This is a genomic window from Oscillatoria nigro-viridis PCC 7112 (assembly GCF_000317475.1).
GTDB lineage: Bacteria > Cyanobacteriota > Cyanobacteriia > Cyanobacteriales > Microcoleaceae > Microcoleus > Microcoleus nigroviridis.
This window is the reverse complement of the sequence record NC_019729.1, coordinates 5,745,102-5,769,514: the sequence shown is the minus strand read 5'-3', so window position 1 is coordinate 5,769,514 and position 24,413 is coordinate 5,745,102. Positions and strand designations below refer to the sequence as shown.

General features: G+C 44.2%; 30 protein-coding genes and 1 riboswitch. Of the genes, 15 read left to right on the top strand and 15 right to left on the bottom strand.

Annotation, left to right across the window (positions count from 1 at the left end):
- The first annotated feature begins 231 nt into the window (after positions 1-231).
- The gene (locus OSC7112_RS24030) at positions 232-1,197 is read left to right on the top strand and encodes a glycosyltransferase family 2 protein (protein ID WP_015178333.1); all 966 of its coding nucleotides are present in this window, start codon (positions 232-234) and stop codon (positions 1,195-1,197) included.
- A 428-nt stretch (positions 1,198-1,625) separates the two neighbouring features.
- On the opposite strand, the gene OSC7112_RS24025 is transcribed toward OSC7112_RS24030, so the two are convergent.
- Positions 1,626-2,225 carry a glutathione S-transferase family protein gene (locus OSC7112_RS24025; protein WP_015178332.1) on the bottom strand — a complete coding sequence of 200 codons (600 nt, stop codon included), beginning with the start codon at positions 2,223-2,225 and terminating at the stop codon, positions 1,626-1,628.
- Positions 2,226-2,500: 275 nt separating this feature from the next.
- Here OSC7112_RS24025 and OSC7112_RS40130 point away from each other — a divergent pair, with 275 nt between their 5' ends.
- From OSC7112_RS40130 to OSC7112_RS42465, 5 genes are all read left to right on the top strand, one after another.
- Entirely contained in the window at positions 2,501-2,641 is a 141-nt protein-coding gene (locus tag OSC7112_RS40130) for a hypothetical protein (protein WP_190274261.1), read from the top strand.
- A 485-nt stretch (positions 2,642-3,126) separates the two neighbouring features.
- The gene (locus OSC7112_RS24020) at positions 3,127-3,399 is read left to right on the top strand and encodes a hypothetical protein (protein ID WP_015178331.1); all 273 of its coding nucleotides are present in this window, start codon (positions 3,127-3,129) and stop codon (positions 3,397-3,399) included.
- Between the two features lie 435 nt (positions 3,400-3,834).
- The gene (locus tag OSC7112_RS34695; protein ID WP_051041547.1) at positions 3,835-4,017 is read left to right on the top strand and encodes a hypothetical protein; all 183 of its coding nucleotides are present in this window, start codon (positions 3,835-3,837) and stop codon (positions 4,015-4,017) included.
- The gene (locus OSC7112_RS24010) at positions 4,005-4,367 is read left to right on the top strand and encodes an ISAs1 family transposase (RefSeq protein WP_051041546.1); all 363 of its coding nucleotides are present in this window, start codon (positions 4,005-4,007) and stop codon (positions 4,365-4,367) included. Before OSC7112_RS34695 ends, OSC7112_RS24010 begins: the two co-directional genes overlap by 13 nt.
- A 55-nt stretch (positions 4,368-4,422) precedes the next feature.
- Positions 4,423-4,626, top strand: a complete 204-nt coding sequence (locus OSC7112_RS42465) for a BON domain-containing protein (RefSeq protein ID WP_150111691.1) — start codon at positions 4,423-4,425, stop codon at positions 4,624-4,626.
- Between the two features lie 132 nt (positions 4,627-4,758).
- On the opposite strand, the gene OSC7112_RS24005 is transcribed toward OSC7112_RS42465, so the two are convergent.
- The 3 genes from OSC7112_RS24005 to OSC7112_RS23995 all read right to left on the bottom strand — a co-directional run bounded on the left by OSC7112_RS24005 (position 4,759) and on the right by OSC7112_RS23995 (position 9,350).
- Positions 4,759-6,042 (bottom strand): voltage-gated chloride channel family protein, encoded by a 1,284-nt coding sequence (locus OSC7112_RS24005; RefSeq protein ID WP_015178330.1) that lies wholly within the window; start codon positions 6,040-6,042, stop codon positions 4,759-4,761.
- A gap of 148 nt (positions 6,043-6,190) precedes the next feature.
- Positions 6,191-7,816 (bottom strand): cation:proton antiporter, encoded by a 1,626-nt coding sequence (locus tag OSC7112_RS24000; RefSeq protein WP_041622713.1) that lies wholly within the window; start codon positions 7,814-7,816, stop codon positions 6,191-6,193.
- A 91-nt stretch (positions 7,817-7,907) separates the two neighbouring features.
- Positions 7,908-7,996: riboswitch (Fluoride riboswitch) on the bottom strand.
- Positions 7,997-8,336: 340 nt separating this feature from the next.
- A complete protein-coding gene (locus OSC7112_RS23995) occupies positions 8,337-9,350 on the bottom strand; it encodes a Gfo/Idh/MocA family protein (RefSeq protein WP_015178328.1) in 1,014 nt (337 codons plus the stop codon).
- Positions 9,351-9,386: 36 nt separating this feature from the next.
- On the opposite strand from OSC7112_RS23995, the gene OSC7112_RS23990 reads away from it, so the two are divergent.
- Positions 9,387-9,662: a hypothetical protein gene (locus tag OSC7112_RS23990; RefSeq protein WP_041622712.1), complete on the top strand. Its 276-nt coding sequence runs from the start codon at positions 9,387-9,389 to the stop codon at positions 9,660-9,662.
- A gap of 212 nt (positions 9,663-9,874) precedes the next feature.
- The gene (locus tag OSC7112_RS23985) at positions 9,875-10,174 is read left to right on the top strand and encodes a ferredoxin (protein WP_015178327.1); all 300 of its coding nucleotides are present in this window, start codon (positions 9,875-9,877) and stop codon (positions 10,172-10,174) included.
- Positions 10,175-10,519: 345 nt separating this feature from the next.
- Here OSC7112_RS23985 and OSC7112_RS23980 read toward each other — a convergent pair whose 3' ends face one another.
- Positions 10,520-12,175 carry a SpoIID/LytB domain-containing protein gene (locus tag OSC7112_RS23980; RefSeq protein ID WP_015178326.1) on the bottom strand — a complete coding sequence of 552 codons (1,656 nt, stop codon included), beginning with the start codon at positions 12,173-12,175 and terminating at the stop codon, positions 10,520-10,522.
- A 991-nt stretch (positions 12,176-13,166) separates the two neighbouring features.
- Here OSC7112_RS23980 and OSC7112_RS23970 point away from each other — a divergent pair.
- The gene (locus tag OSC7112_RS23970) at positions 13,167-14,402 is read left to right on the top strand and encodes an RNA-guided endonuclease InsQ/TnpB family protein (RefSeq protein ID WP_015178324.1); all 1,236 of its coding nucleotides are present in this window, start codon (positions 13,167-13,169) and stop codon (positions 14,400-14,402) included.
- A 106-nt stretch (positions 14,403-14,508) separates the two neighbouring features.
- On the opposite strand, the gene OSC7112_RS23965 is transcribed toward OSC7112_RS23970, so the two are convergent.
- The 6 genes from OSC7112_RS23965 to OSC7112_RS23945 all read right to left on the bottom strand — a co-directional run bounded on the left by OSC7112_RS23965 (position 14,509) and on the right by OSC7112_RS23945 (position 20,739).
- Positions 14,509-17,301 (bottom strand): tetratricopeptide repeat protein, encoded by a 2,793-nt coding sequence (locus OSC7112_RS23965; protein WP_015178323.1) that lies wholly within the window; start codon positions 17,299-17,301, stop codon positions 14,509-14,511.
- Positions 17,302-17,305: 4 nt separating this feature from the next.
- Positions 17,306-18,685, bottom strand: a complete 1,380-nt coding sequence (locus OSC7112_RS23960) for a P-loop NTPase fold protein (protein WP_015178322.1) — start codon at positions 18,683-18,685, stop codon at positions 17,306-17,308.
- A gap of 157 nt (positions 18,686-18,842) precedes the next feature.
- Positions 18,843-20,027, bottom strand: a complete 1,185-nt coding sequence (locus OSC7112_RS23955) for a M20 family metallopeptidase (protein WP_015178321.1) — start codon at positions 20,025-20,027, stop codon at positions 18,843-18,845.
- Positions 20,003-20,164 carry a hypothetical protein gene (locus OSC7112_RS40125; RefSeq protein WP_190274260.1) on the bottom strand — a complete coding sequence of 54 codons (162 nt, stop codon included), beginning with the start codon at positions 20,162-20,164 and terminating at the stop codon, positions 20,003-20,005. Before OSC7112_RS40125 ends, OSC7112_RS23955 begins: the two co-directional genes overlap by 25 nt.
- A complete protein-coding gene (locus OSC7112_RS23950; protein ID WP_015178320.1) occupies positions 20,145-20,348 on the bottom strand; it encodes a ribbon-helix-helix domain-containing protein in 204 nt (67 codons plus the stop codon). Before OSC7112_RS23950 ends, OSC7112_RS40125 begins: the two co-directional genes overlap by 20 nt.
- Before the next feature lie 178 nt (positions 20,349-20,526).
- On the bottom strand, positions 20,527-20,739 hold the full coding sequence (locus OSC7112_RS23945) for a ribbon-helix-helix domain-containing protein (RefSeq protein WP_015178319.1): 213 nt from the start codon (positions 20,737-20,739) through the stop codon (positions 20,527-20,529).
- A gap of 140 nt (positions 20,740-20,879) precedes the next feature.
- Between OSC7112_RS23945 and OSC7112_RS23940 the strand changes: the two genes are divergently transcribed.
- Positions 20,880-21,101, top strand: a complete 222-nt coding sequence (locus tag OSC7112_RS23940; protein ID WP_015178318.1) for a hypothetical protein — start codon at positions 20,880-20,882, stop codon at positions 21,099-21,101.
- A 69-nt stretch (positions 21,102-21,170) separates the two neighbouring features.
- Here the strand turns inward: OSC7112_RS23940 and OSC7112_RS23935 are convergent, their stop codons facing one another.
- Positions 21,171-21,494 carry a ribbon-helix-helix domain-containing protein gene (locus tag OSC7112_RS23935; protein WP_223300684.1) on the bottom strand — a complete coding sequence of 108 codons (324 nt, stop codon included), beginning with the start codon at positions 21,492-21,494 and terminating at the stop codon, positions 21,171-21,173.
- A 75-nt stretch (positions 21,495-21,569) separates the two neighbouring features.
- Here OSC7112_RS23935 and OSC7112_RS23930 point away from each other — a divergent pair, with 75 nt between their 5' ends.
- From OSC7112_RS23930 to OSC7112_RS23920, 3 genes are all read left to right on the top strand, one after another.
- Entirely contained in the window at positions 21,570-21,803 is a 234-nt protein-coding gene (locus OSC7112_RS23930; RefSeq protein WP_015178316.1) for a hypothetical protein, read from the top strand.
- A gap of 346 nt (positions 21,804-22,149) precedes the next feature.
- A complete protein-coding gene (locus tag OSC7112_RS23925; RefSeq protein ID WP_006633400.1) occupies positions 22,150-22,359 on the top strand; it encodes a hypothetical protein in 210 nt (69 codons plus the stop codon).
- A complete protein-coding gene (locus OSC7112_RS23920; protein ID WP_015178315.1) occupies positions 22,356-22,622 on the top strand; it encodes a type II toxin-antitoxin system RelE family toxin in 267 nt (88 codons plus the stop codon). Before OSC7112_RS23925 ends, OSC7112_RS23920 begins: the two co-directional genes overlap by 4 nt.
- A gap of 42 nt (positions 22,623-22,664) precedes the next feature.
- Here the strand turns inward: OSC7112_RS23920 and OSC7112_RS41930 are convergent, their stop codons facing one another.
- Complete coding sequence (locus OSC7112_RS41930; RefSeq protein ID WP_263053552.1) at positions 22,665-22,799, bottom strand: hypothetical protein; 135 nt, start codon at positions 22,797-22,799, stop codon at positions 22,665-22,667.
- Positions 22,800-22,804: 5 nt separating this feature from the next.
- Between OSC7112_RS41930 and OSC7112_RS23915 the strand changes: the two genes are divergently transcribed.
- Both OSC7112_RS23915 and vap15 read left to right on the top strand, forming a co-directional pair.
- The gene (locus OSC7112_RS23915; RefSeq protein ID WP_015178314.1) at positions 22,805-23,038 is read left to right on the top strand and encodes a hypothetical protein; all 234 of its coding nucleotides are present in this window, start codon (positions 22,805-22,807) and stop codon (positions 23,036-23,038) included.
- A gap of 313 nt (positions 23,039-23,351) precedes the next feature.
- The gene (vap15, locus tag OSC7112_RS23910; protein WP_015178313.1) at positions 23,352-23,588 is read left to right on the top strand and encodes a type II toxin-antitoxin system VapB15 family antitoxin; all 237 of its coding nucleotides are present in this window, start codon (positions 23,352-23,354) and stop codon (positions 23,586-23,588) included.
- 31 nt (positions 23,589-23,619) lie between these two features.
- On the opposite strand, the gene vapC is transcribed toward vap15, so the two are convergent.
- Positions 23,620-24,024 carry a type II toxin-antitoxin system VapC family toxin gene (vapC, locus tag OSC7112_RS23905; RefSeq protein ID WP_015178312.1) on the bottom strand — a complete coding sequence of 135 codons (405 nt, stop codon included), beginning with the start codon at positions 24,022-24,024 and terminating at the stop codon, positions 23,620-23,622.
- Positions 24,011-24,223, bottom strand: a complete 213-nt coding sequence (locus tag OSC7112_RS23900; RefSeq protein WP_006633402.1) for a type II toxin-antitoxin system VapB family antitoxin — start codon at positions 24,221-24,223, stop codon at positions 24,011-24,013. Before OSC7112_RS23900 ends, vapC begins: the two co-directional genes overlap by 14 nt.
- Positions 24,224-24,413: the final 190 nt, after the last annotated feature.

Here is a 24,413-nt window from a genome sequence, read left to right as displayed (position 1 = left end):
CAGATATTTTCGCTGTGCCTCAGTCTTTGTGCCTCAGTCTTATGGTATATTTTATTTTTCTTATGTAAGAAAATAGATAAGTTTGGGTACGAGGCTATTTTGTGGGCTGCTGTTGTCTGACTAAAAGAGCGAAATTACGTGCCAATCTCTCTCGTGAAGCAGCCAGGGTGTTGGGCGAAAACAAACATTTAATTAAACGGTTGAAAAGTCGATTTTTAAACAGAAACTGTAATGAACGATACACCTAAGTATTCCTTGGTAATTCCTATCTATAACGAAGAAGAAAATCTCGCTGAATTGTATCGGCGAATTAGTGCCGTGATGGAGCGAATGGACGGCCCAGTAGAATTAATTTTAATCAATGATGGCAGTCGCGATCGCTCTCTCGAACTTTTGCGAGAATTGCACGAAAAAGACTCGCGAATCTGTTACCTCAGTTTTGCCCGCAATTTCGGTCATCAAATAGCTGTAACTGCTGGTTTAAACTTTTCTAGAGGTCAAGTTGTAGTCATCATGGACGGGGATTTGCAAGACCCCCCAGAGCTAATTATAGATATGGTAGAACAGTGGCGGCAGGGCTATCAAGTTGTGTATGCTCAACGCACTCAACGCCGTCAAGAAGGTTGGTTTAAGCGGTTGCCGGCTTATATGTATTATCGCATTTTGCGCCATCTTGCTGATGTTGATATTCCGATAGATACCGGAGATTTTTGTTTGATGGATAGGTGCGTCGTGGATGTACTCAACGCCATGCCCGAACGTAACCGCTACATTCGGGGACTGCGGGCTTGGATTGGTTTTAAACAAACGGCGGTTAAGTTTGAACGCGATCCGCGCTTTGCAGGCGAGGTTAAGTATACCTTCAGAAAATCTTTAAGTTTGGCGATGAATGGTTTAGTATCTTTTTCAAAAGTTCCCCTCCGACTTTCGATTTATCTGGGGTTATTTGCTGCATTTGCCTCTGTACTGATGGCTTTTTTGATTTTGTATTGGCGGCTTTTTAATCCAAATTCTGCCTTAACTGGTTTGACAATTGTGATGATGGCGGTTTTCTTTTTGGGTGCGGTACAGTTGGTCAGTATTGGGATTTTGGGCCAGTATATAGGGCGGATTTATGAGGAGGTGAAGGGCCGGCCACTTTATACGCTGGCAGAAGTTGCTGGTTTCGATCCAGTTAGTCAAAAAAATGGTAAATAAGCAGGACTTTTTTACTATCTTGATGGCTTAAAGATAGCGGTTGGGTGCGTGTGCTGAATCACCTGAACCCTGAACCACATTAAAAATGCGGGTTTTTGATTCATTATTTTCTACTTGATTGCAGCGGATATAGCCTTTCCTATAGTCATGACTTACAGTAGCAACAATGAGCAAACCTGTTATGAATATCTTTTTTAGTAACTTGTAGCATAGCATCTGTCAATACTTCGGACAGTTTTTGATAGTCAAGCGTAGAATAACGATTGCAAGGCTCCAAGGCAAATTCGCTACCAAGGGAAAATCGACGGTTTCAGACTACGAACTAAAAACATTCCCCACTACCGATCTAAGGTAGCCGACTTGTCGGGAGTTTTAAGTGAAAACTCAGGGATTGCCGAACCCATCTATAATAAATAACATGAATCTTGTTATTGCTGAATGCTGATATATCCAGGCTGACTTTTTACCCGATCGCTCCAAGTTTGAATTGCTGGAAATCTGGTTAAATCAAATCCACCTTCGTCAGCAACGTGAGTGTAAGCAAATAAACCTATGTCAGCAATGGTATAGCGATCGCCTACAAAAAAAGCATGGTTTGCTAAATGCTGTTCCATCACTCCCAAAGCAGCATAACCCGGTGCTTGTTTTTGTTGAAGTGCTTCCTTGTATTCCTCAGCTTTACCTGTCAAATACCAAAAGCGAGAAGTCGCAATAAAAGGTTCATGGCTGTATTGTTCAAAGAATAACCACTGCATGACTTGGGCGCGTTCAAATTTATCACTGGGGAAAAATTCTGTTCCTTCACTCAAATAAAACATAATTGCATTTGATTCAAATAAAAATTCACCCGCTTCTATTTCTAAAACAGGAATACGCCCGTTAGGATTTTTAATTAAAAACTCAGGAGTTCGAGTTTCTCCTTTGAGAATGTCTCTCTCTCTCCTCGCGAAGGGAATATTAAGCTGAGTTAAAAGCAAGCGAATTTTGTAGCAATTACCAGAGGGAGAATATTCGTAAAGTTTCAACATGAGTATTTTTTATACCGCAGAGAACGCAGAGAACGCAGAGTTAAGAAAGAGAGAAGTTTACAGATGATTGTAGCATTTGTGGGTAAGAGCAGAATTGCTAGGTTTAGAATTAATATGGGTAAGGTGTACCGCAGAGTACGCTAAATTCAATGTCCTTATTGCATTGGGCTGTCGAGGTTTTAGTTATTTTTCTGATTGTCGGATACCCGTTAGTAGACGTTCCCTCTTTATCAATTCACTATTTGGTTATTTTGTCAATGCGTAAGTCCTAATTTTTGCTGAGTCAGGATGCTGAGAGCGATCGAGCAGAAATAGCCGCTACACAATCAATTCAAGCTGTGGAAACAGAAATTACTGCACTGCCAACAGAGGTTCAAGCCTGCTTGACGAAAAGGTTTAGACCTGTGAATTGCTAACCTTGGATTTGAGCATGAGGTCGATCGCTCTCGATGCGATAGTAGAAAAAAGATCGTGTCTGTCCAATTATAGATAATATTCTCATCTAAACTCTTCCAAGCGAGAGAGGATATTTAAAATTTTTAATTTTACTATGAAAGTACCCTATAACCACTCAACGCAAAAATCTTTAAAATGATGGGATAAACAAGCCGAATAAATTCATGACAGGGAATAAAAAAAACGATTCAGGATAAATCCCATATTTCACTGTTCAATAGTGCCGATCGATAGTGCCGACAGTTTTTCTAGGGCCCAATGGCTAATTTTCAATGATTTTGAGCCAATGTGGATAATTAAATCAATGTCATCTCCACTCCTGACTTGCATTTAATTCGACTTTTTTACGATCCTTGCCCTCTAAAGCTTGTAGTATCGTTCCCAAAAACCCCCGCAGTATTGAATGTGAACCTGGTTCTATTTATTACATTGACACGAGAAACTCATGGAAAACACATTGTTCGATCGCACATTCCGGGACAGCGAAGGCAAAATTGTTATAGCTCAGATGCCAAATCTACCACTGAGTGTCGGGATTGTAGCTAGTTTATTAACGCTCATTGTTACAACAGGTAAAATTAATTTAGGGTTGGAGCTAGTAGCCTTTGGGTCTTTGTTTACTTGGGCTTGGGAAGAATTATTTCAAGGCGTTAATTACTTTCGTAGAGCATTGGGTCTGATTGTGCTTGTCGGTCTGATTGCAGGGAAACTTCAATAATTAGGTCAGCATAAATCAAATCAATAAGGTATAGCAAAACCTTTAATCAGGCGGATGAGGAACCGTGGAGAGGTTGACAGGCTCTAAAAGACAATCCAAAAATTAACACCAATCGGATGTGGGAACACCTGAACAATGCTCCACTCATTCGCTACCTGCTACTATTGACGCTTGGCTGGGTGATGGTGCAGGTTTTGGCATATTTTGAAACTGTTCTGATTGTTTTTATTTTTGCAGCTATTCTCGCCTTTCTGCTGAACTCTCCAGTCAAATTTGTATCTCATTTCCTCCTCGTTGGGTAGGGGTAGTGCTGGTGTTTTTACTTGCCTTGTGGCTTCTAGGTGGGTTAATGGCAACGTAAGGATTAGCTACCCTTTTCCAAGCACAGCATTTATTGAACAGGCTCCTCAATTTTGAGTCTCGGCGATCGCACTGTTGGAAACAGTCCAATGGTTTCTGCAAAAGCGCAATATTACGGTCGATTTCAGCACCTTTGAGACACAACTGCGCGAACAAGCCCTCGGCCTCATTGGTATGGGTTTGTCCACAGTGCAAAAGGTGTTATTCAACATCGCGTCGAAACTCGAAAAGTTGGGGCGGTTCCAGTGGGGACACTAGGGGGACTCTACAAACCAGAATACTGGACAGATATTCAGACTATTGTTATTGTAGAACGTTTCCGTTATCTGTGGAATAAAACCACTCATGAAGTACAATTTTACCTAAATTCCTTACCCGTAGATGACCGAATTAATGGTCGCGCTATTCGTCAACATGGGAGCATTGAAAATCAAGAACATTGGATTTTAGATGTTACTTTCAATGAAGATCGATCTCGCATTCGGTCGTTGAATAGCCCTCGAAACTTGGCTGCTATCGGACGGATTTCCCTGAATGCTGTAAATCAAGAAACTACTCTCAAGCGTAGCTGGCGACAGAAAAGTAAACGGGCTGCAATGAATGATTAATACATGATGCTTCTTCTCAAATCCTTTTGTCAAGACTGATTGAGATGCTCTTACCCTGGATGATGCGGCTGAGCGAGTAGAGGATGCACTCGAAAACGCTCAAACGCTGAAGCCCTTCCATCTAGACGCGGATGATGAAGGGAATGAGATTATCTCAGAGGGTACGGTCAAGGATGCTTCAGAGAAAGCCTTAGCAGAAGACATTGCTAAGCCCTTGCCTCCTGGCTGTACAATTATCAACCGTATAACAATCAAATAATTCATTTGGGCGATGAACTTGACAGAGAAGCATCATCGATCGCGCTGACGCGATTACGCTCCCAAAAATCTCTAATTTATGCTATTAATGTCAGTCATAAAATTAATTATTTTTTTGAGATTTTATCTGATTTTAAAGCGCTTTCCTGGGCAACTTTTTCCCAATGTTGCCCTTTTTTATTGGTATAAAATGGTGTTTTTTAGCCCCAATACGCTGTGAGCTATAGATGCCAGTATGACCTGAAAAAAGGTAGCTCATCACACAAGCGATCGCGACAAACACCCCAGATTCTAGTCCAAAAAGTTCAATTCCCATTAAAATTGCAGCGATCGGTGTATTTGCAGCACCGCCAAAAACTGCCACAAATCCCATGCCCGCCAATAAAGGTGCTGGTAATGCCAAGATTAATGACAAAGCATTACCTAATGTTGCGCCAATAAAAAATAAAGGAGTAACTTCACCTCCCTTAAAACCAGCCCCTAATGTCAACGCCGTTAAACCTATTTTTGCCGCAAAATCCCAAGGCGGTAACTTAGTATAAAACGCCTCGACAATGGTAGGAATACCAAGACCGATATACTTAGTTGATCCGATCGCCCAAACAGTCAATGCCACAATAAAACCGCCGATTGCCGGACGTAAAGGAGGGTAGGATATCTTGGCTTTAAAGAAGTGGCTAATTTGATGAGTTAGTTTCGCAAAAATCATCGCTACAATGCCAAAGATTATGCCAGCTATAATTGCAGAAATTAGCCCCATTGGAGTTATGCTTGGTACAAGCGCAGCGTGGCGGTATGCGGTGTGATGCAACCCCAGATTTAAGGTAATGCGATCGCCCACAACTGCTGCAACTAAACAGGGAAAAAGAGCGCTATGCTTAATCGTTCCAATGGCTAAAACCTCTAAACCAAAGATAGTTCCAGCTAAGGGAGTTCCAAAAACCGAAGCAAATCCTCCACTAATCCCCGCCATTAATAAATTTCGGCGATCCCTGGGTTTAAAGTGGAATATTTTAGTCAACTGATCGGCAAGGGATGCCGCAATTTGTAGGGCTGTCCCTTCTCGACCTGCTGAACCTCCAAATAAATGGGTTAAATCTGTCCCTAACAGCACCATAGGAGCCATTCGTAAGGGAATAATACTTTGGGGATGATGAATCTCTTCGAGTAAAAGATTATTTCCGGCTTCTACTTTTTTGCCATATTTATGATAAATCCAACCGCTGAAAAATCCACCTACGGGCAGTAAGGCGATCGCCCATAAATGAGATTCTCGCCAATTTGTTGCCCATTCTAAAGATGCGAGTAGAGCGGCGGAACCAAGACCGGAAAGCATACCAACGATACAAGAAATAATGAACCACTTGCTGAGTTGCGGAATGACTGTGAACTGCTGAAATTGAGGGAGATGTTTCATAATAAATGATGATTTTGGATAAATTTAGGCTCGATTTCAGCGAGCCTAAATCTGCGTTAAATAGCGCCTCGATCGTGAACCGCAGAGGGCGCAGAGGACACAAAGAGGGGAGAAGAGGATCGAGGGGATAGAAAACCCATATTTGATATTACTTGTAACTAGATTCCACCAAGATGACAGGAATAGGACTGGTTTCTAAGACGGCTTGAGAAACCGAACCTACTAGCACTTGTTCCCAAGGTTGATGACCTCGTTTCCCGATCGCAATATCTGTTACTTGCCGAGCTTGCGCCACGCGGACAATCTCTTCTGGCACTGTACCAGAAAGACTCAGGAACTCATAGCGAATATCTGATAAGATTCGTTGTGCTTGTTGTTGTAATTGGGCGATCGCCTTTTTATCTCCCAGATTATCCACATACAAAACAATCACATCCCCGTCACTGCGCCTAGCTAAGTCTGCGGCCTTAGTTAAAACATCTGTTGTGAGGGGGGAAGCGTCTACTGCTGCGAGAAAAACTGGACGACCGGAAATCGCTACTTTTGTCGGGTCTACTTCGCCTTTTTCTAATAGTTTGGGAGCAAAGGTGGGTATGGCCCAAGCACCCAAGGGAGCGGTTACTAAAATTGAGAGGGCTGCGATCGCCAAAATCGTCTCGCCACCAGCAATGCCCTGAGCTAGGGGAATTGCCCCTATCGCCGCCTGTACCGTTGCCTTAGCGGAATTTCCTGCTAGCAGAAACAGCCGTTCTTTCCCAGTCCAATTACTACCTAAAGTGGAAAGATACCAACCGAGCGATCGCCCAATCAGAGTCCCGATCGCCAATACCAGCAAACCAACCAGCAAGGTATTGCCTAATACATTAAGTTGAATACTGGCTCCCAGTAGCACAAACAAAATAATTTCCGCGATCGTCCACAAACTATCAAAGCCACCCCGCAATCTTCGTGCTAAAGGCGCATCCAACTCAATCAGGAAAAACCCCGCCGCCATGACAGCCAAATAGCCAGAAAAAACCGGAATATGTTCGGCTGATACTACCAGCCCTAGGGCAAAGCCAGCAGCCACTAGGGAGTCCTGAACCGCAGTTTGAGTCCAGTTTTGCTTGACTAATAGTGACACCAAAATTCGAGCAGTCACCCATCCCAAAATCACCCCCAAGGTAATTTGGATGATGATTTGAAATGGCAGCAATTGCAGAGGGCTGAGGGTGATTCCTCCCAGTAAGGTAATGGCTGTAGCTTTCCCTTGGGACAGAAACGCTAGCAGTAGGCTAAACACCAGCAACAGCAATACATCTGACAAGGCACTTCCCGTCAGAATCGCATCGGGAATTCCTTTTTTTACTCCCCAACCTAGACTTTTCAACCGCAGCATTCCGGGAACAATTACTGCTGGAGATTCCGCGCCAATGATGCAGCCTAGCAGTAGCCCCGTCAAAAAATCAAATTGAAGCAGCCACATCGCGGCGACAGCAATGGCGATGGCCTCGCAAGCTGCAGGCAGAAAGCCTAATCGCAGCGCCACGGTTCCCTGTTGGGATAGCTTTTCGCGATCGAGTCCTAACCCCGCCTTCATCAAAATCACCATCACGGCAATGGTGCGAAGGGAATTCGCTGCGCCCAAAACCTCTGGGCTAATGACATTCCCCAGTTGCGGGCCTAATAAAATGCCCACCAGCACCATACCTACCAGTGCTGGAACTTTCAGCCGTCGAGCAATCTGCCCGACAAAAAAGCCCATTAATAAAATCCAGATCGTACTTTCTAACATCACGCCACCTTGAAGCTGAATGGATGAACGTGACTTGTAGGGGAAAGATCGATCGAGGCATCCGCACCATCCTACCCTTCCGCCACAAGTCGGAACAGTAGGAGCCATCAGCCTTTTAAACGTTATGAAGATTATTAATAACGAAGGGCGGTTTCGGCGAGCTCCATCGCCATCATTACTTTTATACCACTATTGAAGCTGATAAGCTGTTCTCCATTTAAATTGTCTGTTAAAAAACAATTCCCCGTCTTGTGGGGTGGGCCTATGAGCCCGCCCTGAATCTACAATTTAAATGCGCGACAGCTTAGGCATTCTTGGCATTACAAGAGTCAAAATCGCGATTTTCGTGAGAATGAAACCGCCCTGGGCCTCATGGGGGCAACCGGGCGTGGGTTTTCCCCTACAAGAATTACACAAATGATGGGAGGATTAGGATTGTTATAGGTAATTGAGAAAGGTGCAATATCTCAGTTATATTGGATTTTTTCCCAAATTAAATAACCTTTTTTTTGCTGGCTTTTTATGAATTTATAAGGGCGATAGTTTGCCTAATTTCGCTCGATCGCCTCGCAGCATCTGCCACCTTCAAAGCGTACAAGCTACTAGCCTTATCCACGTACAAAGGCGTACCGCTTGACAAATATTCCAACACCATATCGGTGTCTTTGGCAAACAAGCCGCGCCGCGTTCCTACTTTGAGGTTGCGCCGATTTTCTCCCTGAATTAATTGACCGGATTCGGGAGTGAAAACCAGCGTTCCTGCTTCTCCGTAGATGGTGAAAATGTTTTCCGACTGCCAAAAAGTCTCTCCTTTTCCATATACAGCTTCAGCGACAAGGCCATTGGCAAAGCGCAACTGTGCGTTGCACAAACAAGCTTTGTAGAAATCCGGCTGACTGTCCCAAAATTGAGCTTGACAGTTAACGCTTGCCACTTCCCCGAACAAATCAGTAAATCGGTGCAGTCGCGAAATTGCACCAACTAACGGAAATCCAAAGAGGGAATGTTGATAAGTCCACCGCTGCGGCGCTGGATGTTGAGGAGTAACAGTAATGTAGCGGGCGTAAAAAACTTTACCGATTAAGGGCAAAGATTCTTTGATTGCTTGGTGCAAACCGCCCAACAGTTCGATGTGTTCGATGTGGAGGAGTTTTTGCTTTTGGGTGGCAAGTTCGATCGCCCTTTCGGCTTCAGATACGTCTAAAGATAGAGGATATTCCACCACAACGTGCTTGTCATTTTCTAGGGCTGCCAGGACGATCGCCCCGTGATCCCGGTTCACCGTACAGACAATCACCAAATCCAAATCGTCTCTTTCTACCAGCTTGCGCCAGGAAACCGCAGCTTCTGCCCCGAACCCTTGACAAAATGCTGCGGTTTTCTCCGGGGTGTGACCGGCAACCGCTACTAAGTGCGATCGCCCATCAGCTTGAATTGTCTCGGCCCTCAACTTAGCGGCAAAACCAGTACCCACAATCCCCACGCGAATTGGAGAATTAACCGAAAAACCAAAGCGAGTATCAATATTAGTCATGGGATTTGAGATTTAAGATTTTAGATAGTTACAGACTTGCGCTGCCGGGGTTTAGGGTTCTATCGCCCCGATTTTAAGCTGTGGTTGTGGTGGGATTTAGTCGATCGAGCCTTCAACACCCAAGTCTTGATGCGATCTAACTATACATTTCACCGCCTGCTGGGACTTGCCTTGCAGCAAGTCTTGCTGAAACTCGATCGACACACCGCATACCAACAACCCGGTTTTTGTGCTGTAGGGCTCAAAACAGGATTTTTGCTAGAAACCCGGTGGTTTAGCGCAAGTCTTGCCGCAACAGTATCACAAGGCTGAACCCAACATAGGTATAAGTAATCAAGATGAAATTAGAAAAATTTATAACTAATCCCATTCAAATGTTTTGTAAATAAGTGTGTCAACCTCCCTTCTATCCCCTACTATCATAGAGGGAACAAACCTAAGAGCTAACCTCAAAGCTAATAGAGCCTTGAAGGTTGCATTAGGAAAAATTATAAATCTTGTTGAATTTTTGAGAGGATTAGTGCATGGCAACTTACAAAGTTACCCTCGTCAGCGAAGCCGAAGGAATTAACCAGACCATTGACGTTGATGACGATACTTACATTCTTGATGCTGCAGAAGAAGCAGGACTCGACCTCCCCTACTCTTGTCGCGCTGGTGCTTGCTCCACCTGTGCCGGCAAAATCATCAAAGGCGAAGTTGACCAATCTGACCAATCTTTCTTGGACGACGACCAAATCGAGGCCGGAATGGTCCTCACCTGCGTCGCCTATCCCAAGTCTGACTGTACGATCGAAACTCACAAAGAAGAAGATCTCTACTAAGAAAGGACGCTCTGCGTGATACCCTCAGAAACCCGGTTTCTGGTTTCCAGAATTAAGCTGAAATACGGCAATTATGTTAAGAAACCGGGTTTCTGCGTCTAAGACTGCAACAAAGCGGCCAGCAGTATCTCACTCCAGCTATAAATCCCTAGCTGTTTGAGCAGATAGCTGACCAAATAATTTTAGATTTTAGATGGCCGATTTTAGATTAACTGTGAAACCAATCTAGAATCCCAAGTCTAAAATCTAAAAGTTTTAGGACTAATATATTAGTCTCCACCGAGTGGGACGAAAGTTTGTGTAGTGGCGACGGAAATCGCCGACTATTAGGCCGACTCCGATCGACTATTCGCGCCAAAATGTAACGTTATCACTGAGCGGCACAACTTGAGTGCCGGGAAAATAAAAGCCCAGAATTTGAGATCCGTTCCAGCCCAAATTAGCCAAATTGTAAGAACCAGTCTGACTCATTCCCACTCCGTGCCCGAAACCGCCTCCGACAAAAGCGTAACCGTTGAGAGTTTTGTCGGGATTGTAAATTGGTTCTAGGTAAAAAAGCGTGCTAATCGGCGGGTAAAAAGCATTGCGAATTTCGTCTTTGTCGATATCGATAGGGCCCAAGTCAGTTTGAACCTTCATTTTCAAAACTCGACCTGCGGGCGACCTTTCCACCACTTCCACCTGAGTGACTGTTTTAAAATTAGCCAGCGGGTGCTGTTTCTTCTGAAGATACTGTTTGAGAAATCCCCCAATCGCCGTCAAAGAAGCTGGTTCGCGCCACCGAAACGTTTGTTCTTTTTCCTCATTAAACCCCGTTTTCAGAGTCATAAAGCGGCGGAAGTTGTTTTCGTCAGACAAACTCTGCTTGGACAAATCCCAAATATTATTAGGCGAATCGACGATCGATCGCAAATACGGACGTTCCGCGCCCTGCCACACATCGTTAAAAGAGGCTGTCACGCCGCCGCTAGATGCGGAATAGAGCGCGTCTACTAGCTGATTTTGATAAGTTAGCACCAAACCGCTCGTTTGGGCGATCGCCTTATCGCTTTGCGGGTAAACCTCCGTCAAACCTTGATAAACTTGGCAGTTAACATCAGCGCACAACTCATAATTATCCACAGCAAACCGGCGCAAATTTCTCAGGGCGTAGGTTCTGGCTAAAATAGTTTGAGCGACAATCGCAGCGTAAGGCGAAAAAGCCCCTATTTCGTGAGGAACAACACCCCGCAAATAAGTTTCCGTCAGCACTTCATTCACCAAAGTGTAAGTGCCGTAAGCATTTTTTTGCAGGCGCAAACTGCCGCCATAACGGCGAGTTTGTTGAATTGCTTTTTCCGGTTCAGTAGCTGTCGCCTCTTGCGTAGTTTGTTCCAATACCTCAATTACATTTTTCCCAGCAGTCACATCCAACTCATTGCGGTTGAAACGAAAGCCGTTTAAAACCCAAAATGCCTGGGGTATTTGTTTTAAAACTTTGGAATCCAAAAAAGCTGTTTTGTTGCCTCGCTCTTGCAAACTTTGCAACAGCCAGCGCCGCACCAAAGGAGAGTTATAAACATCTCTTTTCGCCCAAACTTGCCAGCGCAAAGGTTGAGCAATTTCTACTTCTATTCCCTGGGCGCGCCACTGATTGGCGCTGTCTTCCGCACTCTCAAAACTGCGGTGAGAACTGAGTACCACTCGTTCTTCTACTAAGGGCGATGCCAGGGGTTTCGGGGCTATTTCTAATTTGACGCTAGCAGCAGTTTTGGTTTCTATGCCTTGAGGAGTTTTGTAACGCAAAGTTAAGCTGTCGCCCGGTAATGCTTTCAGCGTCAGTTTGTCGGTTGCTTTGGTGCCAAACCGCTGCACCACGCCGATTTTGATGGGTCTATTTTGGGGAGTTTGGGCGTATCCCGCAGGGCTGAACATGGGCAACAGGCACAATGCGGCGAACACAGTGCTAGAAATGCAGCTAAACCATTTGTAATTGGGAGTGGGAGGTGCTTGAGCGAACACGGTTATCTGTCTCGCGATAGTTGAAATTTGGGGATTTTTGATTGTACCTTAGCACATTTGGCGGCTGCTACAGGGGAATTCCGGAAGATAAGCTGGTTTAATTGCCAGAATTCTGTTAAGTCAACTTAACGTTAAACCGATAGTCCGACAGGGGTTGAAACCCCTGCCTCAAAGCGAAAGTCCTCTCAAAGAGGACTAATGAATTATTCAGTCCTCTTTGAGAGGACTTTCACTATTAGACAGGGAATTCATTCCCTGGCGGACTGCCGGGTGGGCGAGAGGACTGGCGCACAAAAAGCTTGAGTTGACACCGATAGTCCGACAGGGAATTCATTCCCTGGCGGACTGCCGGGTGGGCGAGAGGACTGGCGCACAAAAAGCTTAAGTTGACACGACGAAAGGCACTGGCGGTGTCCTGGCTGTGGGTAATATTAATTCCGATGCTAACGGATTTGATATCAAACGCAGAAATCGCAAAAGTTGCGATCGCTTTACATTCTGTTACACGATTGGGTTTATTTGCACCCCCTAAAAAAAGAGCGACAAGCTCGCAGCGACGCACCTTGCAAACAGGATTGTGCTCTCAGAAATCGGGTTTCTTCGTAGATTTCTCGTTCCTGTCCGCAAAATATCGTAGAAACCCGGTTTCTAGCCCCGTACCAGTAAGCCCTGAAACTATCCAAACTTTAGGCACAGGTGCGTCGCTACTAGAAAAGTCGATATGCAAGTTGGGGATTTTCTGTCGCGATGCACCCTAGGACTACTTTAAAGAGAGTATTGAAGGCGATCGATCTATGAAAAGGCATGAAAATTTTGTCAGGGAATCCTGCCGAGAAATAACCTCTAACCAGACAACCGCCAGGGAATTAATTCCCCGCTCTCCCCAAAGTTACGAAGGTATGGAGCGACCAAAAAACGAAAAACAACCCTGTGCTTGACAAGGCTACGCAGTAATTTTATATTCAACATAGAGAAGTCGTCAAAATATCTCGTGCAACACCAAGCTATCAAAGTTAGAATCTATCCAACGCCAAGCCAAGAACAAAAATTGGCTCAAGCGTTTGGTTGTTCGCGTTGGTGGTGGAATTTTGCCCTAAATAAGTCGATCGAGACTTACAAAGAAACAGGTAAAGGAATAGGACAAGTAGCGCTAAATGCCATATTGCCCAAACTCAAGAAACAAGAAGAAACATCTTGGTTGGCTGATTGCTACAGTCAGGTATTGCAGGCTACTACTCTCAAATTAGTTACAGCTTATAAAAATTTCTTTGAGGGTCGAAGCCGATTTCCGAGATTCAAGTCAAAGAAAAGTAAGCAATCTATTCAATACCCTCAAAACGTCAAAATATTAGCCAATAACACTATTAAGATTCCTGGTGAAGTCGGGGAAGTGAGAGCTAAGATTCATCGACAGATTGATGGAAAAGTGAAAACCGTTACCGTGAGCAAAACACCTGCTGGAAAATATTTTGCCTCGATAGTAGTTGAGACAGAGGGAGAAAAGCCACGGACATCAACTGAGGGCAATGTAATAGGTATTGACTTAGGCGTTAAGGACTTTGCAGTAACTCACGATGGAGAGAAAGTATCTAAATATAGCAATCCCAAACATTTAGCTGTGCATGAAAAAAATCTCAAGAGGAAACAGCAAAAATTAGCCAGAAAAGAAGATGGTAGTAACTCAAGGTTCAAAGCAAAAAAAATAGCCGCTAGGGTATACGAGCGAGTATCAAACGCACGTCAAGATTTTCTACAGAAGCTTTCGCATAAGCTAGTCAACGAAAACCAAGTTGTCGTTGTAGAGAATCTTAATGTCAAAGGCATGGTGCGAAATCATAGCTTAGCTAAAGCAATATCTGATTGTGGATGGGGAATATTCACTAATTTTCTAGCCTATAAATTAGAACGTAAGGGTGGGAAGTTAGTAGAGATAAATAGATGGTTCCCTAGTTCCAAACTCTGTTCTAATTGTTTCTATCAAATAGATGAAATGCCGATCGATGTAAGGGACTGGACTTGTCCCCATTGTGGCACTCATCACGATCGAGATGGAAACGCTGCTGCAAATATTAGAACAGAAGGAATCAGAATGCTACAGACGGATGGAACAGCCGTTTCTGCTGTAGGAGGGGAAGTAAGACCTCATAGCGGGCGTCAGTCTGTTTTGAGGCATTCGCCTGTGAGTACAGAAGCCCCCATCAAGCCGCTTGCGGTTAGTGGCGGGTAGTTCACATTCTTGTATCAGCTTGCGTATTAGATCGCTCTATTTGATTATTTCCCAACTCAAACAGTCTCAAAGCATCACTTGCAGATGGCTCTAATTTTATCAATTTCTATGCCTTGTCCACTTGCTGCCACGCTAGTTCCATTATAATGAGAACCCCAATTAAGGTAATGCTAAGTATCGTTGCTAAAATAATAGTCAGCCAAGCAAATAGCTCTTTTCCCTCTGCTTCTGCTTTGGCAAATAGCTCTTTTCCCTCTGCTTCTGCTTTGGCAAATAGCTCTTTTTCCTCTGCTTCTGCTTGTGCTAACAACTGTTTCCAGTCCTCTGTTCGTTCTTCTATTGTCTGAATTAAAGCTTGAACATCCTTAACTTTTTCCATTATTTCTAGTAATTTCGCATTTTTCCATTGGCGGGCAAAAGGCACTAAATAATCGTGAACAAGTTGGTAGCGTTTCGGAGTTCCCGGCACTTCTAATACCACTCCCGATTTAACGACAATCTCTAAAACTAACTCTAATTCTACTAACTCTATTCGTAAATATGCTGCTAATTCAGCCAAAGTTTTCTGAGGACGAGTGTTGTTTTCATCCGTCAGCAAGTACAACACAACTTCGGCAATATCTTTATTTTCCTGGCCGCAGTCGGCGATAACTTCTGCTAAAAATTCCTCAACCAGTTTGACCTTAGCCCGATCGCCAAGTTGCTGATATTCACTCAGTTGAGTAATCTGCCTTTTTTCCAGTTGCATTCCCACGACTTGAAGTTCGATCGGCCGTACTTCTCCCACTTCACCTGCTAAATCTGCTACCAGTGCGTTTGCCAAATCATCGTCCAAGTAAAATTGAGATCCTTTTGTTAATGTTTGAACAATAGCTTTCGCATCTGAAATTGAGAAATTTCCCAAGTAATAGCAGATTTTTTTCGTGAGAATGTCGTTATCAATTATTGATAAATTGGTGGCGCGATTGAACTCTAACAAGTAGAAAAGATAATCTTCCCGCAGCGACAGGATAATTTTGAGGTCGCTAATCTGATTTAAACATTCAGCCAGAAAATCATATAACTCTCGCCTACCAATTGGATCTCGATAAGCAAAGAAAAATTCCTCAAACTGGTCAAAGATTAATACAGTTAATAAATTACGGTCTTGATTCAGTCGCAACTGTTTTAAAATAGCTGTTGGGGTGTCGATCGCCCCTGGCAACTTCACAGCTTTTAATTGTTCAATTCCTGCTTTCAAACACTCACCGCAATCCCTCACCCAATCATGATATGATTGCACTAAAACAGGCAATATGTCCCGCGCTTCAAAAGTTGTCAGTTGCAGTGCCGGAACTAACCATGCCTGAATTATCGAACTTTTTCCTACCCCAGATTGTCCGTGAACGATTGTCAGCTTGCAAGCAGGTGTACGTATCCGTTTACTTATCTCTTTAATATCGCGCGATCGCCCGGAAGCTGCTTCAATTTCCTCAACAATTTCAGCTTTTGACTTACCGGATTCTAAACCGATGTCAATTATTTGTTGCGGGGACTGCAAGCGGCTTGCACCGATAAAAGCTTGCAATCCATATTTGCTTTTAACTGCTTGTTGTTCGAGTTTAATGTAAAATGCTTTTAAATATTCGCCTTGCTCAAAATAGAGAGTTCTCAACTCTTCTAAAATCCTCAAATAAAGCTGCACGTCATCTTGAGGCTGTGTAATTTCTTTAGCTACTTCTAAATTGTTAACTGCCTTTGACTGTTGAGTGTGATTTCGCTGGGCTTTTGCCAAAAGTAACCGATACAAACCATTCTTTTGTTGGGATACTCCTGGTTGTGCCAAAATAGCCAATGCTGATTGAGCCGATTGGCAAGCTTTTCCCCACTCCAAACTTTGCAGCGCCACCTCAGCCAAAAAGCCGTAATCTTCAGCTACTTGACTCGGAGTGCCGTAAATTTCGTGAATTTCTAAGGCTTTTTTAGCTAAATTTTCCAACTCTTCCCAAGCTTGTAAAAGTCGCAGCACTTCGCAGAGTTCGCTAATACATTTCGCAGCTAAATCATGTCGCTGCACTTGCTCAAAAATCTCCAGAGATTGCTGTAAATACTTTCTAGCTTCTTGCCAATAACCTTGATTTCCTGCCCGGTGCAATTCAGCTTTGCGGTTGTAAGCTTGAGCAATTTTCTGGCAGACAATTCCTTGTCTTTCTAACTGGTGATTTTGCTGCCAAAATGTCAAACTTTGCTGATAATGTTCGATCGCTAAATCTATTTGATTTTTCTTAACTTCAACTAAACCCCGAATAAATTGCCAACTAGCTTGCAATTCCTGGTCTAATGCTGCATTTAGCAGATCATTCGCCAGCGACTCCATTTCCCAGTCATCTAATTTGAAATTCTCAACATCAGCGAAAGCTTGATTTGCTTGTTGTTGCAACAACTTCATCAAATCATCGGGCGGCATGGTAAACTGAATTGGAGGAGGAGCCCAAGACTTCAGATCGTTAGCCGATCGACTAAATTTAGACAGTACATCATCCGTCACCCATAATATCAACGGAAAAGCAAAATCTTGTTTTAATTGGTCTCGCGCTCTATTAGCCCCCGCTAACAGGTCATCAAGAGCAACCACCGATTCAATACCGACAATTATTAAAGCTTTCGGTGGTTGCTCTTGGACGGCATTGAGAATGGTTTGATAAAGTGTTTTAGTCGCAGGTTCGAGGACTAATTCTTGATACTCAACAGTCGAGCGATCGCGCAGCTTTTCCAGCATTGCAGAACGCAAGCTAGCATAATTGCAGCGCACTATAGTTAAAGAAAACTTTCCTTGAAATCGGGCGATCGTCCTTACTAAAGTAGAGAGCGATCGCTCATTTTCGGCGGCAATATCTTCGGCGGGATTTGAGTTTACCATAATCTCACGAATTTTGCTGCTGCCACAGCTTAAATTTGTCAGTTTCCATCAACAGCGGATTCAGCCCAAACCAATTTCCTTGACTATCTACATATTCAAAAACCCACAGATTTCGCAGCAAATCTTGGTATTCTTTATCTCCCTTAATGCTTTGTTCTTTCACCACCTTGAAGAGTAATTCCCACTCATCATTATCGATACCGCGAATCAGACTGTCGCGGGAACTGCGAATCACAGATTGCAACACATTTTGGGAAATCGGAGGGTCTTCTTGCTGCAAGCAACCAAACAGTATCCCCATCAAGTTTCGCAAATGACCTCCGCTGACGCGACACAATCTATCTAAAGTTTCAGGACTGTCAAAAACTTGGGTAATTAATGTAATATATTCCTCTGGCAAAACATCGGGAAATGCCCGCGACATCACCATGCGCCGCAGCAAATTCATCCCCTCAACACATTCGCTGCCGTCTCTATTCTTTACTGGTACCATCGGCAAAACTTTCGGGTCAACTCCGCCCCCCAAGCGATTTTTCAAAATTTCACTTTCATTCCCAAAAATCAATCCCAGCGGCAGGGTATAAACTAAATGACAATTCAGTTTCCGCAACTGATCGCCCCGGTCAATAAAGATATATTCTGGCAACAGTCGCCCCGCTGCATTGGGCCGAAAAACTATCCGGTCTAAGTTGTCAACAATCACCACCAATCCTTTTTTACCCCGCTGCTTTAACTGATTAATGGCTACATCAATAATTTCTTGATTGATCAGTTCTAACATTTTATTCGCTTGCGGTTCCATGTACTGTCTCAGTTTAGAACGCAAGTCGGGATTGCTTTTGATTTTTGCAGTAATTTTGGCGATGCCTAAAGGCAGAGAAACTTCCAGATTTCCGTCTGTATTGCCCTTATATTTGCTGCCAAAAAGTTCTCCTTCAGCTTCTAAACTCACAGGAGTCTGTAAAAAATTCCAACTGTTTTTTAAGAATTCTTTAAAGCCCTGGGGCTGCAAGGAAATGTTGCCCTCTTCCAAACTTTGACTGACTCGCCGGGCGATCGCTAACATGATATCTGTCAAATCGATATCCATTTCATCGAGGTCTTGGGTTGACTCGAAGTAAACTACATGAAACCCCTCATCTGTCAACTCTTTTTCCAGTCGCGACAATTCTGTAGACTTGCCGCAACCAATATGTCCGGTAAATAATTGGCAAGTCGGTTTATCTCGTGCCAGACGGGTAATTGTCCGTTTGAATATGTCAATAATTTTCCCGCCGCGCACTCCCGCAAAATCAATGTAGTAGCGAATATCTTCTGAATTTCCCAACTTGAGGGAGTGACTGGGGTTGCAGGCATCGAAAAATCGATCGAAATCTAGCTTCATAAAATTTTTTAAATCAGGATTGGCAGTTAATTAATCAGGACTTACGCGCTACTTAGGTTGCACCCTACATATAGATGTTATGCGTAAGTTCTGTTAATTCAGACCTTAATGGTTTTCTAACTCTCAAGAATACCATTCCCTCAAAGGGGCGGAAGTGTCAACTTTGATGCTGTTTCCAATATTGATAGGCGGCATAGGCCAAGGTGACAGCGCCGGTGACAATGGCCGCTTCATCAACCTCAAATTGCGGGTGATGGAGGGGATAGTTCGGTTTGTCAGTCAGTCCCACTCCTAAGCGAAACATGGTTCCCGGTGCGTGTTGTAAGTACATCGAAAAATCTTCCGCGCCGAGGGATGGTTCTGGTAAAATTTGGACGCGCGATCGACCTAAAGCTTCTAAAGCCGCACTTTCGACTAATTGCGTGAGTTTTGGGTCGTTTTGGACTCCGGGCACGCCGCGCTTGTAGGTGAGTTCGTACTTGGCGCCGTAAGTCGCGCAAACGCTGGAAACAATTTGTTCGATCCAAGCCGGCAGTTTTTCGTGGGTTTCCGGATGCAGCGATCGCACGGTTCCCAATAATTTTACTCGATCGGCAATTACGTTCGGCGCTCGTCCGCCGTTAATTTGCCCGATCGTCAAAACCAGCGGCCTCAAAGGATTTTGCGTGCGGCTAATTGCCTGCTGCAAAGTGGTAATTATCTGAGAAGCAATCCAAATTGCGTCGATCGCCTCGTGGGGGCGCGCACCGTGGCCGGATTCGCCTATCACAATCAATTCTAGGTCATCTGCCGCGGCCGTCAGTGCCCCGTGGCGGATACCGATGCAACCGCCGGGAATCGTCGGGAAAACGTGCACTCCGAGGATGCCGTCAACATCTTGCATCGCCCCATCTTTAATCATCCATTGAGCACCTTGGGCAATCTCTTCCGCCGGCTGAAACAAGAAGCGGACGTGACCGGGCAATTTTTCCTCTAGCTGAGACAATATCATGGCTGCGCCCAAACCGACTGTGGTGTGGATGTCGTGGCCGCAGGCGTGCATCACTCCCTCGTTGCGGGAGGCAAATTCTAAGTTAGTGCGTTCTTGAATCGGCAAAGCGTCCATATCGGTGCGAATTGCCAGCCACCGGGACTCGCTGCTGTTGCCTTTGAGTTCGCCGATCACTCCTGTTTTGCCGATTCCTTCGATCGCCCGGACTCCGCTGGAAGCGAGAACTCCGGCTACGTAGGCGGCGGTTTGATATTCTTGGCCGCTGAGTTCGGGGTGGGAGTGGATGTGGCGGCGAATTTCGATTAAGCGGGGGGCGAGGGTGGCGGCTAATTCTTGGATGCGGGCAAGCATGAATTTAGTTGGGGAGTGCGGTACAAGTTGTAGTCAACTAGGGTAACGCATATGTTTGGGGGTGAACCTACATCAAGCACCATTTTCCAGAACATCCATCCTGCCTGTTCCAGCGCCTCAATCGTCTTTGGATTCATTAAACTTGCCTTCCTTCTGCGCTCTTTCGAGTCCTTCTTCCACCAAAAGTAATGCCATTTGGGAAATCGAACGACGCTCAATACTCGCCAGCTTCTCTAACTTCTCCTTAATTTCGGGCGGCGGGTAAAAGGCAACTCTGGGAGATTTTGCAGGACTCACATTGTTTGGGGGTAGCGTGTTCACGATGTCATTTTAGCTGGCTGCAAATTTTTTAGATATTTTTTAAGCCAAGGTAGCACACCACAATCTAGTTTAGGCTAAAGTAATCTAAACACCCAAAAACCAAACCCCACTCCAAGACAAAATCAACGGCCCGACAGGTTGGCAGTTGAGAATGACTCATCAACGTAGAGATCACAGGTTAATTGCTGCTGGGTTCATCTTCTGTAGTCTTTTTAGCCAAGTAAGCATCTACAGCTTCAGAGACAATCCGACTTACGAGATTGCTGACTGTCCGGTCTTCTTGCTTGGCCCAATCTTCCAAGACGTTGTAGGCGTTTGGAGGAACGTAGCTGGTGACTCGTTTTAGGTTTTTTGCTGGCAAGTTAGGCAACTGGGAATTTACTTCATACATCGATCGTACTTTCTTTGTACGCCTCTTGCATAGTAACACACGGTGTGATACCGTGTAAATAGTCAAAAACCAAACCCCCACCGGTCAGAGTTGCAATCGTTCGGTGGGGGCTTGAACTCCCATATTTAGGAGGAAACTCTATGATATCACCGCCAAAGTCAGTTCCCGAACTGCTCCGGGAAGAAATTCCTGACGTACCTCAAGGTAAGCAACCGATTCGTTTGCTGTTGTGTGGCCCTCCCAAAGCGGTAGACAGCATCGTTAATCTGTTGCACGTTTTAGGTTTTGCAGAAGTTGGGGAATGGAGCCCGCCTCTACCGTCGCCGATAGCGGGTGAAGTGATTCGGATTTTAACCCGTTAGTGGAAAGAATAATTGTTGAGGGCGATCGCACGAATTGAAAAAGTGCGATCGTCCTTTTTTCATCCAAAATCAGTCTTGTTCGTTGCTGTCGCTTTTCTGTTGCTGCGATCGATCGTCGCTTTGAATTCTCCCCTCAGATTTAGCCTCATCTACTGCTTCTTGAATTAATGTCAACACCATATTCGAGACCGGCCGATAATGCGATTTGGCTAACCGCTCTAGGTCTGCTTTAAGTTCTTCTGGAAGATATACAACTATTCTGGGGAGTTTTGCGGGCAAGGCTGTTATTTGTGCTTTTACTGCCCTATTGTACCTTTTTTTGACCTCTACAGTATCACTTTCACCCTCACGAGTTGACTCGGAGTGCATACCGTGATACTTTAGAGTAGACACAAAACCAAACCCCCACCGCTCAGACTCACGATCGTTCGGTGGGGGCTTGAACTCCCATATTTAGGAGGAAACCCTATGATATCACAGCCAAAATCAGTTCCCGAACTGCTCCGGGAAGAAATTCCTGATGTACCTCAAGGGAAGCAACCGATCCGTTTGCTGTTGTGTGGCCCTCCCAAAGCGGTAGACAGCATCGTGAATCTGTTGCACGTTTTAGGTTTTGCAGAAGTTGGGGAATGGAGCCCGCCTCTACCGTCGCCGATAGCGGGTGAGGTGATTCGGATTTTAACCCGTTACTGGAAAGAGTAATTTTTGAGGGCGATCGCACGAATTGAAAAAGTGCGATCGGCCTTTTTGTCTCATTTAGAGCTTACCCATAAATACCAAAGAAACCGGGTTTATCACGACAGTTAAAGGCCCGGATGCAGTATTTCCGTAAAAAACCCGGTTTCTGACTACCCGCAAACCAAAGAAACCGGGTTTTTGGACGCTTCTACAAGGTGTAGCGAAGTATTTCCGTAAAAAACCCGGTTTCTGACTACCCGCAAACCAACGTTGGCTAGAATAAATTTAATTAAATGGCATTAAAATGAAAACAAGCCAGCTTTATTTCGTGATATAATGAAAACCTTAAATAAATACCACAAAAAAAGCAATGTCTGAAATTACTCTAGACGAAACCAAACTTAAAGAATTGCTCAAAGCAGCGATTTTTGAGTTATTAAAAGAACAAAAAGAAGTATTTTCTGAAATTTTAACAGAAGCCCTAGAAGATATAGGGATGGAAAATGCTATCAAAGAAGGCGAAAATACTGAAACAGTCAGCCGCGAGCAAATTTTCAAAATCCTGAAGAGGCAACCATGAATGTGGAGTTTAAAAAGAGCTTTGAAAAGGATTTACTCAAGATTCTTGATGCCGACTTGTTGCAAAGAATTCAGGAAGCGATAGAAGAAGTGGAGAACGCCGAAAAATTAAATGAAGTCAGCAATGTTAAAAAAATAAAAGGTGATACAGACTACTATCGCCTGAGAGTGGGTGATTACCGAATCGGTATTAAAGTTAATGATGGCGTAGTCTATTTCGTCAGGATACTCCACCGCAAAGAGATTTACAGATACTTTCCGTAATCATTTCATTCTTCACCCCATCCTCACCAACTCAAACTCAAATCAATCTTTAATTATTGTCGGGTCGGAAGCGCAAGCAATTGAGCGATCGCACTCTCTGAATAGTTTCAAAATCGCGATCGCCCCTGGCCTGGAAAACTTGAGGGCGATCGCAATTCCACTATTCGTGTAATTCAAAGTCTATGATATCACAGCCAAAATCAGTTCCCGAACTGCTCCGGGAAGAAATTCCTGATGTACCTCAAGGGAAGCAACCGATCCGTTTGCTGTTGTGTGGCCCTCCCAAAGCGGTAGACAGCATCGTTAATCTGTTGCACGTTTTAGGTTTTGCAGAAGTCGGGGAATGGAGCCCGCCTCTACCATTGCCGATAGCGGGTGAGGTAATTCGGATTTTAACCCGTTACTGGAAAGAGTAATCTTTGAGGGCGATCGCACGAATTGAAAAAGTGCGATCGTCCTTTCTGTATCATTTAGGACTTACCCATAAATACCAAAGAAACCGGGTTTTTCACGACAGTTAAAGGCCCGGATGCAGTATTTAGGTAAAAAACCAGCTTTCGGGCCACGCGCAAACCAAATAAACCGGGTTTTTGGCCGGTTCTGTCGCTGTAAGGTAGTATTCTCGGAAAAAAACCGGTTTCTAGCCACCCGTGTGTCGAGGACTATTAAAGCCATCCTCAATCCAAAAAATTGAGATAAAATATCCACAAGCCCTAAACATAACGAACAATGACTCTAGCCAACTATCAACTTTCCCTAAACTTTGAGCAAATTTTAGCTCTAGTCAAACAACTGCCATATCCCGAAAAATTGCAGTTAAGTCAAGAGCTGGAAAAAGAAGTATTAAACAGTAAATTAACAGCTCTTTTGGAGTCATTTAGAACCGATGAGCTTTCTGTAGAAACTATCACCCAAGAAGTCGAAGCAGTCCGAAGCGAAATTCATGCCAGAAAAACCAACCATTAAAGTAATTAACTATCATTCCAAACAATCTTCATTAATTTTCATGCCGGAAGCGCAAGCAATTGAGCGATCGCACTCTCTGAATTGTTTCAAAATCGCGATCGTTATGAACTAAAATAAGTTGGTGTTCGATCGCAAGTTGGGCAATGCAGCAGTCGATACTACTTCTAACCGTTAACCCCTGTCGTTGCAAATCGTAATAAATCCGAGCAGCCGCTACCCAAGTATTAGGCGTAGACTCGATGTAGTCTTGTTCTTGAAGATAAGTTTCTAATAGTGTCCACTCGCGATCGTCTCGGCAACCTTGCAAAAGCTCCATCTGAGTAAATCGGTTCAAAAAAATACTTTCATCATTAATTATTGCTTCCAGGGATTGGCGTACTACACCTGTCCTGTCGCGGAAAACGCTGATCCAGACTGAGGTATCAATCAGAAACATTTCGGTTTTCCCGCAAAGCTTTGTAGTCGTAGTCGGTCGAAAATTGAATTTGTCCGCTTAAATCGAGTAAATTTCGCTTTTTACGGGTGCGAATTAATTCTTGCAAAGCAAAGTCAATCAATTCTTTTTCTGTTTTGAAATTGGTTAAGCGAAAGGCTTCTTTAACCAATTCTTCGTTAAGTTCAACGGTGGTTGTCATGGTTAATGGTTGATTTCATTCTCTCATTCATTATGGCATAGCCACACCCAACCCTTAACCTAACCCAACTTCCCCAAATCCTGGTTTCCCCAACTCACCGAAACCAACCTCAACCAAACTCTCCAACTCCTCTGCATCAACGACACCAAACTCGAACTACCCAGATTCCCGACTTCTCAAAGAAGTCAGG